The organism is Neptuniibacter caesariensis, assembly GCF_000153345.1.
Classification (GTDB): Bacteria; Pseudomonadota; Gammaproteobacteria; order Pseudomonadales; family Balneatricaceae; genus Neptuniibacter; species Neptuniibacter caesariensis.
Map to the genome: position 1 here is coordinate 88,516 of NZ_CH724128.1, position 18,334 is coordinate 106,849.

An 18,334-nucleotide genomic window follows, 5' to 3' on the forward strand; every position below is an offset into this window, starting at 1 on the left:
GTTTGTATTTTTCTCTACTCAATATATCTATGAGAGTTTCAATTGATTGAACCGTTGCTCTCCTCTATAGGGAAATACATCAACAATAACTCCAGAACGAACATTATCCTGAGCCTGCTTCCAGAACGGCACACTTAGCAAATCTCCATGGAGCTCATTAAAGATCGCCCTTATTTTTTGATGACAAGCAGTCAACATCGCAAACTCTTCTGGAAAAACATCATTCTCTGCTACGGAATACCATGGTTCACTCGCCAGCTCTTGCTCTGGGTATATAGGCTTCGGCACCTCTCTGAAATTACAATCGGTCAGATACAATATTTCATCGTAGTCATAAAATACGACTCGCCCATGCCGTGTAACCCCAAAATTTTTGAATAACATATCACCCGCAAAGATGTTTGCAGCTGCCAACTGCTTTATTGCTTTGCCATACTCATCAATGACATGCCGCAAGCCTTCCAGATCCTCTTCCATCACAAGACTATCTATATACATATTCAATGGCGTCATATACCGCTCAGTCCACAAGTGCCTGATAACTACCTCGTTACCTGAAATATAGATAGAAGAACCCGCTACCTCCTTCAGTTCTTCCAAAAGATGATCAGAGAACCGCTCCCGAGGAAAAGAGAAGTTTGTAAATTCCTGGGTATCAGCCATACGGCCAACCCGGTCATGCTTTTTAACTAACTGATATTTTTGCTTCACCACTTCCCTTGTTACATTTTTGGAAGATGAAAAGCGATCTTTAATAATTTTGAATACAACCGGGTACGAGGGGAGCGTAAATACAGACATCACCATTCCCCTTATGCCCGGAGCAATAACAAATTGGTCATCTGTCGCTTTGAGGTGCCCCTGCAAGGAACGATAGAACTCAGCTTTTCCCTGCTTGTAAAAACCGATTGAACTGTATAGTTCCGCTCTAGATTTTTCAGGGATCAGTGAATGCAAAAAGCTTACAAATTCTGACGGAACATCCACTTCAACGAGAAAATATGAACGCGTAAAGCTAAACACAATGGAGACATCATCTTCATGAGTCAGCGCAGTATCTATATACAATCCGCCATCATCATTATTTAGAACGGGTAGAACAAAAGGCTGACTTCCCTTTTCCAATTTTAGTCTACCAACCAGATAGGCCGCTTTATTTCTAAAGAACACCCTGTTAACCAGATCGATAGATTCAAGCTGCCCCAATACATCAAGAGCAGCATTATCCCGCATGAAGACAATCAGGTTGCGAATATCGCGACGCTTGTGTTCCCAAGCTAGATTTAAAGGCACTTCATCCAGCATTCTCCCTAGCAACTGGACTAGCCCCGAATCATCAGTTGAATAAGTGCTATAGATCGAATCGCCTGAACTGATCTCTTTGCCAGTTCGGGTAGATTCAATGAACATGTTTTCGCTATCTATAAGATGATGCTGAAAGAGCCTACAGTAGACAGAGTTATAAAAGGTCTCTGCTAATTCCGGATCAGTTCGCTGCTTTATCAGCTTGCTATAATAAGATTTTGCCTGATGCCACAACAGAGGTTGATAAATGCTATCACCTAGTTGTTGTTCTAGCGCAGCAGCCGCTTCTTCCACCATCTCTTCATAGAGATCAATTCTTTCCGAAGACAGCGTTTGAATTTCACGCCAATTTGCCGACTCAAAATAACTCTGTGCGCAATCAGTGATTTCTTGAAAGCTTAAGCGATATTCTGCGAAAAAAACCATCACTTGGGCTGCAATTCGCTGATAGGTTTGGCGTCTCATCAAAAGCTCTCGTTACAATCCAGTTATCATTGCAAACATTATGATTCCATGAAATCCAACTGTCATGTACAGACATCAGCATATGACCAATATTCTGTTGTAATATTTCAATTCACTTCATGTCTACACTTAGTAATAACGATGACGTGATTCTTGAGAGGCAAAAATGTACGAAATCCCTGGTTTCACAGATGAACATCATATTCCCAGCGCTATCGCGGTACTCACTAGCGGAGGGGATTCACCTGGAATGAATCCGGCAATCCGCGGGGTTGTTCGCGCTGCGTTACATCGAGGAATAAAAGTTTTTGGAATCAATAAAGGCTATAGCGGTTTAATCATTGGTGATCTTGAAGAGATGAATTCAGCTTCAGTAACCAATATTGTTCAACGCGGTGGCACTATTCTCAAAAGCGATCGTTGCGAAGCTTTTAAAGATCCAGCTGTCAGACATCAAGCAGCGGAAGTTCTTAAAGAAAAGGGGATCGATACTCTGGTTGTGATTGGTGGAGATGGCTCGCTCACAGGTGCTCATTATTTGACTCTTGAAAATGACATTAGAGTCATTGGCCTTCCAGGCACTATTGATAACGACATTTATGGAACGGATGACACCATCGGTTTTGATACAGCCGTAAACACCGCCCTTGAAGCTATCGATAAGATTAGAGACACAGCCCTATCTCATGAGAGCTTGTTTTTAGTCGAGGTGATGGGGCGTAACTCTGGATTCATCGCCACCCACGTCGGGATCGCCTGTGGTGCCGAGATGATTGTCATTCCTGAGTATGAAGTTAAAGTCGATGCGATTTCATCCCAACTCGCTAGTAATCGCGAACAAGGAAAGGGCTCCAGCGGCATCATCGTTGTTGCTGAAGGACCAAAGCCGGGTCTCACCTACGATCTGGCCAAACAACTGAAAAACCATGGCCAGCAGCCTAAGGTTTGCATTCTCGGCCATATTCAAAGAGGCGGCATACCATCCGGGCACGATAGAATACTGGCATCCTGCCTTGGCGCCTCTGCAGTGGATTACCTATGCGCAGGTTACAATGACATTATGATTGGTGTTCGCCGAGGCAAAATAGTTGATACACCTCTGGCTCAGGTTATTGAGAAAAGCAAAGAGTTAGATGAAGCACTATTCCAGCGCGCGCTCTTACTTCATAAATAGATCTGACAAAGGCTGAGACGAACAGCGCAATCTTCAACGAATGAAGCCTGCGCTTTTTTCAATTTAGTAACGACCGCTAAACACCTAATCCATTCGCTCAGCGTACGAATGGATTACTCTGCATCTCTTGCCCAAACGTTGAACCCGGGCCATGACCTGGAATAAATTCAACATCCTCTCCGAGGGGAAATAGCTTATTTTTTATAGAGCTGATTAGCTCCTGATGATTGCCTTGGGGAAAATCAGTTCTGCCAATCGACCCATTGAACAGCACGTCTCCCACCAATGCCACCTGGTCTTCTGGGTTGAAGAACACCACATGGCCTGGGGTATGCCCGGGGCTATGGATTACTTTGAGAGATATTTCTCCAACCAAAACCTCATCACCATCTTCGAGCCAACGATCTGGTGTAAAGCCTTCACAAGGTGGAAAATTAAACATCGCACACTGCTGCTCAATCCCGTCGATCCAGAATTGATCCCCCTTATGTGGCCCTTCAATCGGCAGGGAGTGACCCGAAGATAATTCAGCAGTGCCTCCTGCATGATCAATATGAGCATGGGTCAGGAGTATCTTTTCCAGCTCTACTCCCTCCTCTGCCACAGCGGCAAGCACTTTATCCAAGTCGCCACCAGGATCGACTACAGCAGCCTTGTTGGTTTTTTCACACCAGATCAAAGAACAGTTTTGCTGGAACGGAGTTACCGGAATGATGCGATATTTCATAGGATGGTCAGCTACTCTAATTCTCAAAGAGAGCCATTATATCAGCGTCATTTCTATCTCATAAGGTGATTTACAGATTTACCCCTTAGACATTAAGACCAGACCAACACTGCTGAATCTCGTTATGCAGCCTCTCCTCGTAGCTACTGACTGTTTTAACAACATCTTTTGACTTACGAGCATTTTGAGGTAGCACCACCAGCAATTCATGAAGGTCATGAAGATCACCAAGAAGCTCTGCCAAAGCCTTAACCTTAGCAATTTTCTCCCGATCGGATTCCGATAAGTACTTAAGATAAAACAGATGCCTTTTCATCAATTTACGCCAGTGATGATAGCTTTCAATATTCTGTTTAGAGAGTGATCGCGCGCCCTTCTCCACATCTAACCAGCTTTGATTGAGAAACACATTTTTATCGATTGAAGAGGGATGTCTTTGCTCAGAGCCTTCAACCTGAGATTTCAAATCACTGAACAGTTTCAGGGTGACTGCTTTTTTTATCGATGGCTCACTGCCACTGACAATCAACCTCTCCCTAAACAGTTGGATACCTAAAGGCATATCGTCAGAAAACAGCACATCAATTGTATTTATTAGCACCTGATTTTCTCTGGCACTTGCCAGATAGTGCGCCAGCTTACGCGCTTTCTTTCTACAGCGCCGAGCTAGCTGCTCATCCTCAATAAACACAGACTCAGCACGGACACGCTTAGTCATCACCCGGAGTTTATGAATAAGCTTTTCCTCCGGCACACCTCCCGAACTATGCAACTGTTTCTCAAGCTTCAGAAGATCAGCCTGTGCTGAATCATCTCGCTTTTGGACTTGTTTTCCCTTCATTTTCAATTCAGAGTTGTAAAAGTATGTTCTAGATAAGCATAGCCATTCAGGACGAAATTATGAAAAAGCATAAGCATGAAGCAGAGTTGGTCAAAGAAGCCCTGAAAATTGGAGCAATCTATTTTGAAAAGCGGGGAGCAGGGAAATTTGAAGCGACTGATAGCGCATCAAACAAAATTACTGCGGTATACCGTTTATTGGTCAAAGATGGATTAATTCAAGCGTTAGCCAAGGACCAGGAAAACGAACTCAACATGCGGCATAAATTAGCGCTATGGATAGAAAGACAACTTCCGGATGGACACCCTTTGAAAGGTAAATAGAAAATCTCTCTTTCGGTAGCCCAGCCATCCACAAGGGACCTGTGACTTTGCGCCCCAGAATCGCTTCTGGTTTGCCATTATCGAGAGAGGATCTATTCGCTGGAAACGGCCTAACTTTTTGGCTGGGGAACACAAACCCCAGATTCATACTCGATTAAGCCTGAGTGTAATATAGCAGCATTATTCATTATTACTAAATACGCTTTTGGAATTAGAAGCAGCTTTTCATGTCTTAATGAAGAATTTATTTTGCTATTCAAGCTGAATCAGGCTTACTATTTAAGTTAACCAAATGATATTAAAGGCTTAAGTACTGATGAGTTCATCTCAAGACAGTCACCCTGAAAACCGCACTGATTTTCTTGAATGCCTGCGCTTAATTGAGCGACTTCATCGACGCATTCTCGACATTATCAAGTTTCGTCTGGAAGCGTTGGGTTACGCTGACATCAACAGTGTTCAGGCACTGCTTCTTCATAATATTGGTGATAGAGAGATGACAGCTGGCGAGCTGAGAACACGAGGCTACTATCTCGGCTCCAATGTATCATACAATTTGAAAAAAATGGTTAGCAATGGGTATATAAAGCAAGAACGATCAGAGCATGACTTACGCTCAGTTCGGATTAGCCTTAGCCAAAAAGGAATGGCCATTCATAATTTGGTATCCGAACTATTCGACCAACATTTAGAAGAGATTGGCGCAAAACAGTTACTCCAGAATGAAGAGTTTTCTCAACTTCGAAGCCAACTTAGAGAGTTAGAATCATTCTGGGATCAACAGATTAGTTTCTACTAACCTCATCCCTTTTTACGCCATCCCCAGCCTGCTCATATTTGCAGGGATATAGGTTGTTTCAAACTTATCAATCGAAGATGGCCGGCCTAGTAAGAAGCCTTGAATATCCAGGCAATCCAGTTCTGTTAGGAAAGCTAACTGCTCATCAGTTTCCACGCCTTCGGCCAGCACATTAAGTCCTAGATTCTGCCCCATAGCGATGATAGCCTGCACTATCTCAGAATCATCCTGATCCTCAGGCACATCCCGAATAAAAGAACGATCTATCTTAATCTGATCTAAAGGCAAACGCTTAAGATGAGATAACGACGAATAACCGGTTCCAAAGTCATCCAAAGCGAATCTTATCCCATAACTACGAAGAGCCTGCATTTTCTGAATGGTGTCTTCAACATCCATCAGCACCAAAGATTCAGTTAATTCCAGCTTTAGCTTCTCAGCGCTAACACCATAAGTATTTAACAGCTGCCTGACTGACTCCACAAAGTTATCCTGGCAGAACTGCCTCGCACTGACATTGACTGCGATAAATAGTTCAGCGGTTTCAGGACGCTCCTGCCATTGCTGCAATTGCTTACAAGCCTGACGAATGACCCACTCGCCTATAGGCAGAATTAACCCTGTATCTTCAGCCAGAGGAATAAACTCTGCAGGAGAGACCATTCCTCTATCAGGGTGTTTCCAACGTAACAAAGCTTCAGCACCAATAAGCGTTTGACAGCGATATTGTGGTTGGTAGTGAAGTTCAAGCTGCTGATTGGATAATGCAAATCGAAGATCCGCATCCATCCGCGCCAGACTGCATAGCGCTTCTTCGGCAACCGGATCAAAGAAACGATAAGTGTTCTTTCCTGACGACTTCGCTTGATACATCGCCATATCAGAGCGTTTCATCACCTCATCCGAGAAGTCTTTCTCACTAAACAAAGCGATACCAATACTACAGGTAGGATGATATGCCTGCGTGCCTATCGTCAGTGGTGCCTGGATGGTAAGAATCACTTTAGCCACAATATCTTTAACTTGCGCTAAGACATTACTTTCATCCACACCCAGGTTTTCCAGGATAACAATAAACTCATCTCCACCGAGGCGTGCAACCATATCCGCATTTCGAACGCAGCTATTTAAACGGTTCGCTACTTCTACCAGCAGCTTATCCCCCTGATCATGCCCCGCGGTATCATTTAGGTTCTTAAAATTATCCAGATCGATAAAAAAGACAGCGCCCAACTGCCGGGTATGCCGACAAGAGCTTAATGCGCTATCTAGGCGCTCTTGTAAAGAACGTCGGTTTGGCAGACCGGTTAATGAATCATAGAAAGCCAACTGATGAATATCTGCCTCATCCTGCTTACGCTGAGTAATGTCAGTGAACGCACCTACATAGTTAGTAATCTCGCCCGCACTCGTTTGCACGGCAGTGATGGTTAAATGCTGAGGGTATATCTCGCCCGATTTTCTTTGGTTCCAAACCTCTCCCTGCCAGTAGTTATTCTTAGACAGGGATTCCATCATCGTTTGATAAAAATCTTCAGAATGCTTTCCTGATTGAAGGAACGCTGGAGTATTACCAATCGCCTCTTCCGCTTCATAACCTGTGACACGAGTAAAAGCATTATTCACGCGAAGAATTCTATGCTCAGCATCGGTTATTAACATGCCCTCCTGAGAATCAAAAGCCGTAGCAGCAATATGCAACTCCCTTTCATGCCGTTTCCGTTCGGTGATATCACGCGACAAAACAATGAAATGGTGCTCACTCGACTCGTCATCATGTTTTCTGGAGACCGATAGCTCAAACTCACGTAAGCCCCTGCCAACCTGAAGGGTCACCTGTCGGCCTTTTGATATACCCTTTAAGTCCGCTTCCCTGATAGCTTCGACAATGATCTGTGCTTCATCCAACGGTATAAAGTCAAATACTGATTTACCAATTAATTCTTCTGGCTTTGCCACAAGATCGTCAGGATCGGAAGCATGGCAAGCGAGGTAGCGTCCCTCTATATCCATTTCAAACAGCAAATCTGGTATTGCCGAGAATGTCGCCTCCAGCCGGTGTCGAGCATGGTTACTCGTCCGCTCACTTTCCCGAAGTGCCGCTTCCGCTTTTTTTCTGGAGATCTGTTGAGATAGCAACCCACCAAGCAGCACAGTAGCCAAAGGGAAAATAACGATTATCGGTAGCGTAATCTCACTAAGCAGCAGCCCTAGCGTCGAATAGGGCAACACGAGCAAACACACCATCATAGAGACATGGACGGTTAACCCCATAAGATAGAGCTGATAGCCTTTGATCACTTCGTGACCCAGACGCTGTTTCCATTGATAGCAATAGATACCAATACCTGCAGAAGTCATAATAATCAACAGGCCAGCAATGGTCCCTTGCCCCCCTTCCATTATTCTAAAAACAGCAGCCATGGAAGCCGCAATAACGGTTGGGATCACCCCAAAAAATAATCCGGAAACTGAAAGCAGTATAGAACGGGTATCAATAATTACGCCGCTGGTAATGGATAGAGGCATAGACATGATTGCTATTGCGATACAACCAAGAATCAAACCACTGGTGATGCGCTTAGGAAGTGATGGCTTAGCTTCATTAAAGGCAAATGCATCAAAAAGAACCCCCATTGCTAACAGCAAAGCAACATTATTTACCAGGGGAAGGAGGATATCACCACTCATATTCAGCACACACACCGACGGTACGGTCTGGAAAATTGTTGAATTGAGCGCAATAGATTCATGACATTCGATCTGTACAAAAAGTTACAGATCAAATGCTAAACAGATAAACACCTTTTCTCTATAGACCAATAGGACAAGCACAGCGGTTTTTCTTGATCTACATCAATAAGAGGAGAAGAGATGCACAATCACCGTGCACCAGCTTCTTTCAATCCGGCTCTCCATCCTGCCCCTTTTGGCTTTGCGCCTCTAAATATTTCTTATCCATCTCACCATACTGCCTTTGATAAGCCTCAGGATCAGAACGCCACAAACGGTAAAGCTTTCGATCATTTGCAGCCATCGGAGGCGGGTTCTCTTTGCGACGCTTTATCGCATTCAGCGTTACCGGGGTAAACGCAAAAATAATCAACAGCCCAACAACCAGGTACTTAAGAAGTTCTTCACTCATAACTTTGCCCAATAAAAAAAGCCGCACTAGGCGGCTTTTTGTAACTTAAACATTAAACCTTATGGTAAATCTCGGCACCGGTTTCTTTAAACTCAGCCGACTTTTCCTGCATTCCCTGTTCAGCCTGAGCATTGATCGCAGCCACTTCAGCCTCATCCAGCTCACGTACTTCCTGGGAGATTTTCATCGAACAGAATTTAGGTCCGCACATAGAGCAGAAATGCGCAACTTTTGCCGATTCCTTAGGCAGGGTTTCATCGTGGTATGCCCGAGCGGTATCAGGATCAAGACCGATGTTAAACTGGTCTTCCCAACGGAACTCAAAACGCGCTTTAGACATCGCGTTATCGCGAATCTGCGCTCCTGGGTGCCCTTTGGCCAGATCAGCTGCATGCGCTGCAATTTTATAAGTGATGATACCTTCTTTCACATCATCCTTATTTGGTAATCCCAAATGCTCTTTCGGGGTTACGTAACAAAGCATCGCGCAGCCATACCAACCAATCATAGCAGCACCAATACCCGACGTAATGTGGTCATAGCCAGGTGCAATATCCGTAGTCAAAGGGCCCAGCGTATAGAAAGGTGCCTCGTGGCACTCCTTCAACTGCTTGTCCATATTTTCCTTGATCATATGCATTGGAACATGACCCGGACCTTCGATCATCACCTGTACATCATATTCCCAGGCAACTTTAGTCAGCTCACCCAGCGTTTCCAGTTCAGCAAACTGAGCCTCATCATTAGCATCATATACCGAACCAGGACGCAGACCATCTCCCAAAGAGAAAGATACATCGTAATCACGGCAGATTTCACAGATATCTCTGAAATGCGTGTAAAGGAAGTTTTCTTTATGATGAGCAAGGCACCACTTGGCCATAATCGAACCACCACGCGAAACAATGCCAGTCATACGTTTAGCAGTCATTGGCACATAGCGCAGCAACACACCAGCATGGATAGTGAAGTAATCCACCCCCTGCTCTGCCTGTTCAATCAACGTATCACGGAAGACTTCCCAGTTAAGATCCTCAGCAACACCATTAACCTTTTCCAGAGCCTGATAGATAGGTACCGTACCAATTGGAACTGGAGAATTACGCAGAATCCATTCACGTGTTTCATGGATGTTTTTACCTGTTGAAAGATCCATGATGGTATCTGCACCCCAACGGGTACCCCAGGTCATTTTTTCAACTTCTTCTTCAATAGAAGACGTCACCGCAGAGTTACCAATATTTCCGTTAATCTTAACCAGGAAATTACGACCGATAATCATCGGCTCAAGCTCAGGGTGGTTAATGTTAGCAGGAATGATGGCACGGCCTTCGGCAACTTCTTTACGAACAAATTCTGGTGTTATCTCTTCTGGAAGCTGAGCACCAAAACTATGACCCGGATGTTGCTGGGCAACGACATTACCTTCAGCTTTAGCTTTCGCCAGCTTCATGTTCTCGCGAATGGCGATATACTCCATCTCCGGGGTAATAATACCCTGACGAGCATAGTGAAGCTGGGTAACATTTTGACCCGCTTTCGCACGGCGAGGCTTGCGCTGCAGATCAAAGCGCAGATGATCAAGGCGAAGATCGGCTTCACGAACACGACCATACTCAGACGTCAGTCCATCCAGTTGTTCTGTATCTTCACGTTCCAGAATCCAGTTTTCACGAAGTCCAGGCAGACCTTTCCGCACATCAATATCTGCTTCAGGGTCCGTATATAAACCTGATGTATCGTAAACATACAGAGGATCATTTTTCTCACCGCCAAACCCCGTCGGAGTATCATCCAGAGTGATTTCACGCATTGGTACCTGAATGTCAGGGCGAGACCCTTCAACATAGACCTTTCTAGACTTTGGAAACGGCTGTACTGAATCTTTATCTACCGTTGCCGTCTGGCTCAGCATCTGATTATTCTGCTCTGTATTATCTACCATCATTCAACCTATAGTTATGTATTCGCCCACACACTCAATTTTCACCAGAGCGCATGAAAATGGTTAACCGGTCCATGACCGGAGCCCACATTCAAATTATCCGCATGCTTAATAGCAGCAGAGATATATTGCTTAGATTTAGCTACCGCGTTTTGCGCGCTTTCACCCTTAGCTAAAAATGCAGTAATGGCCGAAGCCAACGTACACCCCGTTCCATGGGTATTTTTTGTATCAATTCTATTTGCTTCGAAAATTATAAAGTCGCTGCCATCATAAAATATATCCGGAGACTCCTCCCCTATCAGGTGGCCACCTTTCAGTAACACTTGCTGTGGGCCTAGTTTCAGCAACTGCTCAGCAATAGCCTTCATCTCAGTTAGAGTTTGCGGTTCATCACAACCCAAAATAGCCGCTGCTTCAGGAAGGTTTGGTGTAATCAGCGAAGCAAGGGGTAACAATTCATCCACCAGCACAGAGATAGCATCCGGGCTAAGAAGCGCATTACCACTTTTGGAAATCATGACCGGATCAACGACAAGTGCTAACTGCCTGGGCCTGACGAACTCAGCAACAGTTCTTACCATTTCCGGGCCGCCTAGCATGCCAGTCTTAACTGCATCAATGTGTATATCATCAAAAACAGTCTCCAACTGCTGGAGAACAAACTCGGGAGTAACCGGAAAAACGCCTGTAACCGCATGAGTATTTTGAGCAGTCAAAGCCGTAATAACTGAGGCGCCATATACGCCTAATGCAGAAAATGTTTTTAGGTCAGCTTGAATACCTGCACCACCACCGGAATCTGATCCCGCGATGGTCAAAGCATTAGCGATCTGCTTGTAGCTATCAGTCATTCTGTCCTCCTGATCGCGGAGTGAACAGAACCTCTTTTGTATGATATGTCATTCGATGATCTCGATTTCCTACGCCGGAACAAACCGGATCAGGTTCAACGGGTATACTCTCAGCCTCACTAATCGAGGCACCCCGACCAAGATGAGCTAGTAGTTTAATTTCTCAACAGCGGTTCGTCCAGAATTGATCACCGCTATCTAAAAATACCTATAAAAAACTAGAAGAGAGGCAAAATTAGGAATTTTTCTTATATTTTTTTAAGAAAAAATAGCCATAATTAATTTCATGGATCTCCTGTTCATGGAAAGAATACGAAGGAAGGCTCGGTAGCGGAAACGGATGGCAAGATGCCCTAGGACAAAGACCGCAAGGATTATGGATGCCAATGAAGAAGGCCCCTCACGGATGAGGGGCCTTTTTTGTTTCTGATTGCGCCACTACTAATTCACCCATTCACAGAAAATTAGGAATTTTTCTTATATTTTTCTACGAAAAAATACCCATAATGGTTCATATGGATCTCCTGTTCACGGAATGAATTCAAAGGAAGGCTCGGTAGCGGAAATGGATGGCAAGATGCCCTGGGACAAAGACCGCAAGGAACAAGGATGCCAATGAAAAAGGCCCCTCACGGATGAGGGGCCTTTTTTGTACCTACTCACCACTCAACAATGCTAATAATTCTTATTTTCTGTAAAAATAGGAATTTTTCTTATATCAATCCCTGTAGAAAGACCGATAATTTAAGGCGTGGATCTCCTGTTCATGGAATGAATATCATGGATGGCCTCGATAAGCGGAAAGGATGGCATTGAAGCCCTAGGACAAGCCCGCAAGGATTATGGAAGCCAGCGATGGGAGTGCATCAAGGATGACGCACTCCCTCAACCTCTTAAAGCACCTGCTAACCACCCCCAATTCAAGCAATCAGCGCCTTAAACTTCGGGCTCAACTAATAATCAACTATGCGGTTTGAGTGTTTACGAATTCTTCACTTTGCCAAACGGTATCAGCAAGATCGCTCACAGACTCCTTACATCCATCAGCAATCCAGGCAGCCAGCATTGCCGCTAAATCCGGATAGCGTTTCGGCAGCGGGGAAGGCAGTTCCAACCAGGTCGCTACTTTATCCGATGCCAGATCATAGATAACAACGCCAAGCCCCAGACTTTCAAGCACTTCTGCATTTGACTCCTGCTCTACCTGGCCCTTTTGCGGTAATGTAAGCACTTTCTTCCCATACTGGACAGCCTCGCTTAACAAGCCAAAACCCGAGTTACAAATCACGCCTGCACAGCTAGCCAAATCCTTATGAAACCCTTCCCTGGAAAAAGGTTTAATAAAAATATTATTTTGTACATGTGGCTCATCAACCGCTGCATAGATATGGAATTCGAAATCGCTATAAGCACCCAGAGTTTGCGCTAGCTCTTCAGGAGCATCGTGCGGAAGATAAACAACGATTTTACGCTCGACTGTTGATGGAGAATACAAGGGAGGCTGAATAAGCGGAGGACAAATAGGCTGTTCAAAATGATCCCAATGAAGACCCACAGCTAATTTCGCTGGGGCAAATAGCCGGATCTGGTTTTTAAGAAAAAAACCCGTTTTACTATCAGGAAGGCGATGCAGAAAAGCGTACTGATGAGCAATACCGACACTGGGGACCCCTTTTACTTTTGCAGCCCAGGCGGTCACTGGCTCAAAATCAGTAATCACCAGATCATACTCACTTAGATCCAGTTTAAAGATATCCCGCAGCAGTCTTACCGGATTATTACCTGTTAAGGTTTTCCATTTGTTTACCTGACTACCTTCCATATGAAGCGTCATCCCCTGATAACAGCGATAATCACCAAAAGGCTCCATATTGAAAAGTTTTTCAGGCTCGCGACCACTGAAGACAAAATCCACATCGATTCCCGCCGCTCTTAGCGCAGGCGCCATGACACGAGCACGCGTAATATGACCATTACCTGTTGCCTGCACGCCATATAACACTTTCATGACTTATACCCCTAGCGCTGGAGCCAAAGCCAAAGCAATCAGAGCGCTACTGGTACCAAGGGCAGCGCCGGCCAAAATATCACTCGGATAATGAACGCCCAATAAAATACGAGAGATACCCACCAGCATCGCAACAAAATAAGAAATTTCGGTGAACGCAGGATAAAAATGAGCAATCAATGTAGCAAATACAAACGCAGCAGCGGCATGGCCTGAAGGGAAGCTAAATTTATCAGAAGGAACGATATAAGCTTCGAAAGGCAGCGCATCACAAGGACGATCACGTTTAATTGTATTCTTAAGGACGAGATACAAAGGTAACTCTAGAACATAGGCAAACAACCCAGTCAGTAGAAAGGTCATGCCATAAACCGGCTCGTAAAGCGCAAGTATTAACCCAAGCAGGAAATACAGCCCGCCATCACCTAGGCGCGAAACCTGCCTGCTTATTTTTGCCATCTGCGGAGCACGAGGAAGTCCCAAGCACCAGTTAAATGCAAACAGATCAAAAGTCGTTAAGATTTTAATGGCACTCATCTTGGTAAGCCTCCAGGTAGTGGTCTTACGCAAGCATCGGATATTCAGGTTACATAACAGTGAATGCTGATTGACAGTTCTGTTAAAACACCTGGTCAGTCTTTAAAGGAGAGCATCCATCATTTCACGGGAAAACTTATTCTCGAACCACTGCGCTGCCATTTCCACAATCAGGTCTGGCTTAAGAAAAGGCGTCATATGACCTTGTTGCTCCATAACCAACAATTCCATCGGCTGAGCGCAATACTGCATAACCCGCTGAGAATAACTTAGAGGGAGCACTTCATCGTTCTCTCCGTGAATAATCGCCGCAGCAAAATCATATTCATGATTTACGATCTCACAACGATAATTAAACAAGCTAGAAAGGGTTTTTAAGGGGTAATCAAAAACAATCAATGGATCTTGGTTAATCTCCGTACCGGCAGGATGCCCTTTTAAAAGCTGCTCAAAATCGACAAATGACTTAAGAGGAACTTTAATATCCGGCATAAAAAGAGCAGAAGCCCAGGTCCAGTTCCAGCCTAATCGATAAGAAAGATCCGGCGCCACATCCGGTACAAGCAAAGTGCCACATAAGACTGCACAAAGACGGTCATCCTTTTCAGCCGCCGCCATCGCCAACAAAGCACCAATAGAGTATCCATAAACACCAAAGGGTCCTGAGAAACGCTGCTGCAATACCGTCAACACATCACCAATTGCTTCGCACATCTCCACAACAGTGTAGTGCCCACGCGCCCCTGAAGAATAGCCATGCCCAAGAGGATCTATACCAACAACGTTGTACCCCTTTCTTGATAGCTTCCAAAGCAATTCCGAATATAACTCACAATAAGTACCAATCCCTGGAATAAAAAGGATAGTTGGCGCATCGGTCGCGTATTCGTAGAGTTCACAATGCACGGCCTTATTTCCGACAGTGAAAGCAGTCCGGTGCTTGAGAAACTTTTCAAGCGCAAGCTTCTCTCTCAATTTTAAGCGGAATGAGCAGTTCTCTTGAGACAAAATAGGTGGACGGATCTGTACAGACATAATTTCTCTTCAACGCTGGCAGTGTTTACAGAATACGGTCGCACGCTGCCCCAAGCGCACTTCTGTTAGCGGCGCCATACACTTAACACAAGGCTCGCCTTTTCTACCGTAAACACTGAGTTCTTGTTTAAAGTACCCTGGCTTTCCATCGCCACCAACAAAGTCCTTTAAAGTCGTCCCTCCTTGTTCAATCGCGGCAGACAACACCTTTTTAATCTCTACCACCAGATTTTCTAACCTTGCTCTAGAGATATTTCCCGCGGCTCTGCGCGGGTCTATAGCCGCCGCAAACAAAGCTTCTGTAGCGTAAATATTCCCAACACCGACAACTACCTGACTATCCATGATCAACTGCTTAATAGCGACCTTACGTCCATCACAGCATGACTTAAGATATTCAGCATTAAACCCTTCACTCAGAGGTTCAGGGCCTAGTTTATATAAAAGCTCATGATGCTCGCCTTTAGGCTGCCACAACACGGATCCAAAACGACGGGGATCAGTCAGACGCAGCGCATTTCCGTCACTCAGGCAGAAATCAACATGATCATGTTTAAGCGGCGGGGTATCTGACCGAACCATTCGCAAACTACCAGACATCCCCAAATGAATCATGACATCCCCTTCATCCATTTGAAGGAGAATATATTTACCTCTGCGGCCCACTGAATTAATTTGCTTTCCCTGAACCCTACTCTCCAGAAAGTCTGGGACAGGCCAGCGAAGATTAGGATTTCGAATCACTAATTCCGTAACCGTTTTTTTTACAGTATGCGGGCTAATACCACGGCACGTGGTTTCTACTTCTGGTAATTCAGGCATTACAACGTGGGCCTATCGCTTCAAAAAAATCGCCTAAGGAGTTTAAGACTAACATAAAATAGAAAAATTAAGTGGTTATGCTCATGCCAGCTTAAAGCTAGCTATGTTACATTCTCAGCACATTTTTTTGGAAAACGACTAACTTATGGATTTCATCTGGATTCTATTCGCCTTTGTTTGCGGCTACCTGATGCGCCTGGTTGAGATGCCACCGCTGATCGGGTACCTATTCGCCGGCTTCTTTCTTCACTTTATAGGGATAGAACCCGTTTCCAGCCTGGATACGCTTGCCGATCTTGGTATTACCCTGATGCTCTTCACTATCGGCCTGAAGCTCAATGTAAAAGATCTTTTAAAAACAGAAGTATGGGCCAGCACCCTATCTCATATGGGTATATGGATTCTGATAACAGGCTCTCTTTTCCTGCTGCTGGCAACCTTAGCTGTGCCTTACTTTACGGATCTGGACCTAAAATCAGCCGCTCTTATCGCTTTCGCCCTTAGCTTCAGCAGCACAGTCTGCATCGTAAAGCTGCTTGAAGAAAGCGGCGAAATGAAAACCCGGCATGGGCAATTAGCCATCGGCGTTTTGGTCATGCAGGATATTGTCGCTGTACTTTTCCTGGTTGCTGCCACTGGAAAAATCCCCTCCATATGGGCGATAGGTCTACTGGGTATATTCCTAATAAAACCCCTGCTTAATCATATGCTGATGCGAGCCGGCCACGGGGAGCTATTACCATTAGCCGGCTTCTTTCTGGCATTAGGCGGCTACGAGCTATTTAACCTTGTAGGCGTAAAAGGCGATCTAGGGGCTTTGGTATTCGGCATGCTGTTGAGTACACACCCTAAAGCAAGCGAGCTAACCAAATCGCTTCTGAGTTTCAAAGATCTGTTCCTGATCGGCTTTTTCTTATCTATAGGTTTCACTGCATTGCCAGATTGGTCAATGCTGGGCATGGCCACCATATTGGCCATTCTCATTCCACTTAAATATCTGATGTTCTTTGGCATATTCACCCGTCTACATCTTAGAGGACGTACCTCATATCTAAGTGCGCTTGCCTTAAGTAACTTTAGTGAATTTGGGTTAATTGTTGCCTACCTTTGCGTCGATAGCGGCTGGCTAAGCGAGCAGTGGCTTGTCATCTTGGCACTGTCTGTTTCGATATCATTTATTCTCACCAGTATTATTTATCGTTCGGCTCACAGCTTCTATCTCCGCCATAAAGAGAAGATCAAAAGCTATGAAAGCCTGAAACCTCTGGCGAGCGATATTTTCATCCAACCCAAGGATTCAGAAATTCTGGTAATAGGCTTAGGCCGTGTAGGTAAAGGCGCCTTTAAAGCCCTTCACTCAATGGTAGGAGATAAAGTCTGGGGCATGGATGCAGACCGAAATCGCATCAAAAAATTCCAGTCCAAAGGGCTACATGTTTTTTATGGTGATGGTGAAGACGCCGATCTATGGAGCAACATGGATACCCATAACATCAAGCTGATTCTTCTTGCCTTACCAGCGATTGATGACATGCTCAATATTGCTGAACAGCTACACAGCGCCAATTATCAGGGTGAGATTGCAGCCATCGCACGCTTCCCAGATGAACATGATCTTCTCGTGGAGGGCGGTATCGATAAGGTATTTAACTTTTACACTGAAGCAGGTTTCGGCTTTGCAGAAGAAAGTTTGCAGCTCATCGATTATAAGAAAGAAGCGAGTTCATAAGGGATTAAAGCGGGTCATTGGCCCGCTGTTCAGCAGGCACAAAAAAACCGGCTAAATGCCGGTTTTTTTTTGTAGAAGCTAGATCTTATTTGATCTTAGATTCTTTGTATTCAACGTGCTTACGAACAACAGGATCGTATTTCTTGAATACCATTTTTTCTGGTGTATTACGCTTGTTCTTGTCAGTCGTGTAGAAATGACCAGTACCAGCAGAAGAAACCAGTTTAATCTTTTCGCGTGCGCCTTTAGCCATGATTCAGCTCCTTAAACTTTGTTGCCGTTAGCACGAACTTCAGTCAGAACTGCGTCGATGCCTTTTTTATCGATGATGCGCATGCCTTTAGCAGATACACGCAGGCGAACGAATTTATTTTCGCTCTCTACCCAGAAACGGTGCCAGTGCAGGTTTGGCAGAAAACGACGGCGAGTTTTACGCTGTGAGTGGGATACATTGTTCCCTGTAACTGGACGCTTACCAGTTACCATACAAACTTTAGACATTTTTTAAAGCCTTATAAAATTACAGGTTACGAATCTATCCTTTCTTTATTTATTGAAACGGTATAAAGGAATTGGCTCTGCACTCATCAGATTTCCAACCGTTTCTCAGGCGGAGCGTCCCGTA

The 18,334-nt window shown here is 44.8% G+C and carries 17 protein-coding genes and 2 riboswitches; of the genes, 4 read left to right on the forward strand and 13 right to left on the reverse strand.

Annotated features, from left to right (window positions below; all coding sequences use genetic code 11):
• Positions 1 to 27: 27 nt before the first annotated feature.
• The gene (aceK, locus tag MED92_RS17860) at positions 28 to 1,770 is read right to left on the reverse strand and encodes a bifunctional isocitrate dehydrogenase kinase/phosphatase (RefSeq protein ID WP_007023020.1); all 1,743 of its coding nucleotides are present in this window, start codon (positions 1,768 to 1,770) and stop codon (positions 28 to 30) included.
• Between the two features lie 166 nt (positions 1,771 to 1,936).
• Between aceK and pfkA the strand changes: the two genes are divergently transcribed.
• Positions 1,937 to 2,944 (forward strand): 6-phosphofructokinase, encoded by a 1,008-nt coding sequence (gene pfkA, locus MED92_RS17865; RefSeq protein WP_007023019.1) that lies wholly within the window; start codon positions 1,937 to 1,939, stop codon positions 2,942 to 2,944.
• Positions 2,945 to 3,041: 97 nt separating this feature from the next.
• Here pfkA and MED92_RS17870 read toward each other — a convergent pair whose 3' ends face one another.
• On the reverse strand, positions 3,042 to 3,671 hold the full coding sequence (locus MED92_RS17870; protein ID WP_007023018.1) for an MBL fold metallo-hydrolase: 630 nt from the start codon (positions 3,669 to 3,671) through the stop codon (positions 3,042 to 3,044).
• A gap of 85 nt (positions 3,672 to 3,756) precedes the next feature.
• Complete coding sequence (locus MED92_RS17875; protein WP_007023017.1) at positions 3,757 to 4,512, reverse strand: CHAD domain-containing protein; 756 nt, start codon at positions 4,510 to 4,512, stop codon at positions 3,757 to 3,759.
• Positions 4,513 to 4,571: 59 nt separating this feature from the next.
• On the opposite strand from MED92_RS17875, the gene MED92_RS17880 reads away from it, so the two are divergent.
• Together MED92_RS17880 and MED92_RS17885 are read left to right on the forward strand one after the other, a co-directional pair.
• The gene (locus MED92_RS17880) at positions 4,572 to 4,835 is read left to right on the forward strand and encodes a DUF5062 family protein (protein WP_007023016.1); all 264 of its coding nucleotides are present in this window, start codon (positions 4,572 to 4,574) and stop codon (positions 4,833 to 4,835) included.
• Positions 4,836 to 4,846: 11 nt separating this feature from the next.
• Positions 4,847 to 4,921, reverse strand: a riboswitch (cyclic di-GMP riboswitch).
• 230 nt (positions 4,922 to 5,151) lie between these two features.
• Entirely contained in the window at positions 5,152 to 5,634 is a 483-nt protein-coding gene (locus MED92_RS17885; protein WP_007023015.1) for a MarR family winged helix-turn-helix transcriptional regulator, read from the forward strand.
• Between the two features lie 12 nt (positions 5,635 to 5,646).
• Here the strand turns inward: MED92_RS17885 and MED92_RS17890 are convergent, their stop codons facing one another.
• The 8 genes from MED92_RS17890 to mutM all read right to left on the reverse strand — a co-directional run bounded on the left by MED92_RS17890 (position 5,647) and on the right by mutM (position 15,980).
• The gene (locus tag MED92_RS17890; RefSeq protein WP_007023014.1) at positions 5,647 to 8,325 is read right to left on the reverse strand and encodes an EAL domain-containing protein; all 2,679 of its coding nucleotides are present in this window, start codon (positions 8,323 to 8,325) and stop codon (positions 5,647 to 5,649) included.
• 211 nt (positions 8,326 to 8,536) lie between these two features.
• A complete protein-coding gene (locus tag MED92_RS17895) occupies positions 8,537 to 8,779 on the reverse strand; it encodes a hypothetical protein (protein ID WP_040663564.1) in 243 nt (80 codons plus the stop codon).
• Positions 8,780 to 8,831: 52 nt separating this feature from the next.
• Complete coding sequence (gene thiC, locus MED92_RS17900) at positions 8,832 to 10,727, reverse strand: phosphomethylpyrimidine synthase ThiC (protein WP_007023012.1); 1,896 nt, start codon at positions 10,725 to 10,727, stop codon at positions 8,832 to 8,834.
• 38 nt (positions 10,728 to 10,765) lie between these two features.
• A complete protein-coding gene (gene thiD / locus MED92_RS17905; protein WP_007023011.1) occupies positions 10,766 to 11,578 on the reverse strand; it encodes a bifunctional hydroxymethylpyrimidine kinase/phosphomethylpyrimidine kinase in 813 nt (270 codons plus the stop codon).
• A gap of 49 nt (positions 11,579 to 11,627) precedes the next feature.
• Positions 11,628 to 11,724, reverse strand: a riboswitch (TPP riboswitch).
• 818 nt (positions 11,725 to 12,542) lie between these two features.
• The gene (locus MED92_RS17910) at positions 12,543 to 13,586 is read right to left on the reverse strand and encodes an MJ1255/VC2487 family glycosyltransferase (protein WP_007023009.1); all 1,044 of its coding nucleotides are present in this window, start codon (positions 13,584 to 13,586) and stop codon (positions 12,543 to 12,545) included.
• Positions 13,587 to 13,589: 3 nt separating this feature from the next.
• Positions 13,590 to 14,123, reverse strand: coding sequence for a phosphatase PAP2 family protein (locus MED92_RS17915; RefSeq protein ID WP_007023008.1), 534 nt, complete (start codon positions 14,121 to 14,123; stop codon positions 13,590 to 13,592).
• A 102-nt stretch (positions 14,124 to 14,225) separates the two neighbouring features.
• Positions 14,226 to 15,158, reverse strand: coding sequence for an alpha/beta hydrolase (locus MED92_RS17920; RefSeq protein WP_007023007.1), 933 nt, complete (start codon positions 15,156 to 15,158; stop codon positions 14,226 to 14,228).
• Positions 15,159 to 15,167: 9 nt separating this feature from the next.
• On the reverse strand, positions 15,168 to 15,980 hold the full coding sequence (gene mutM, locus MED92_RS17925) for a bifunctional DNA-formamidopyrimidine glycosylase/DNA-(apurinic or apyrimidinic site) lyase (RefSeq protein ID WP_007023006.1): 813 nt from the start codon (positions 15,978 to 15,980) through the stop codon (positions 15,168 to 15,170).
• 145 nt (positions 15,981 to 16,125) lie between these two features.
• Here mutM and MED92_RS17930 point away from each other — a divergent pair, with 145 nt between their 5' ends.
• Positions 16,126 to 17,709, forward strand: a complete 1,584-nt coding sequence (locus tag MED92_RS17930; RefSeq protein WP_007023005.1) for a cation:proton antiporter family protein — start codon at positions 16,126 to 16,128, stop codon at positions 17,707 to 17,709.
• Positions 17,710 to 17,794: 85 nt separating this feature from the next.
• Here MED92_RS17930 and rpmG read toward each other — a convergent pair whose 3' ends face one another.
• Both rpmG and rpmB read right to left on the reverse strand, forming a co-directional pair.
• Positions 17,795 to 17,962 (reverse strand): 50S ribosomal protein L33, encoded by a 168-nt coding sequence (rpmG, locus tag MED92_RS17935; protein ID WP_007023004.1) that lies wholly within the window; start codon positions 17,960 to 17,962, stop codon positions 17,795 to 17,797.
• An 11-nt stretch (positions 17,963 to 17,973) separates the two neighbouring features.
• On the reverse strand, positions 17,974 to 18,210 hold the full coding sequence (gene rpmB / locus MED92_RS17940) for a 50S ribosomal protein L28 (RefSeq protein WP_007023003.1): 237 nt from the start codon (positions 18,208 to 18,210) through the stop codon (positions 17,974 to 17,976).
• Positions 18,211 to 18,334: the final 124 nt, after the last annotated feature.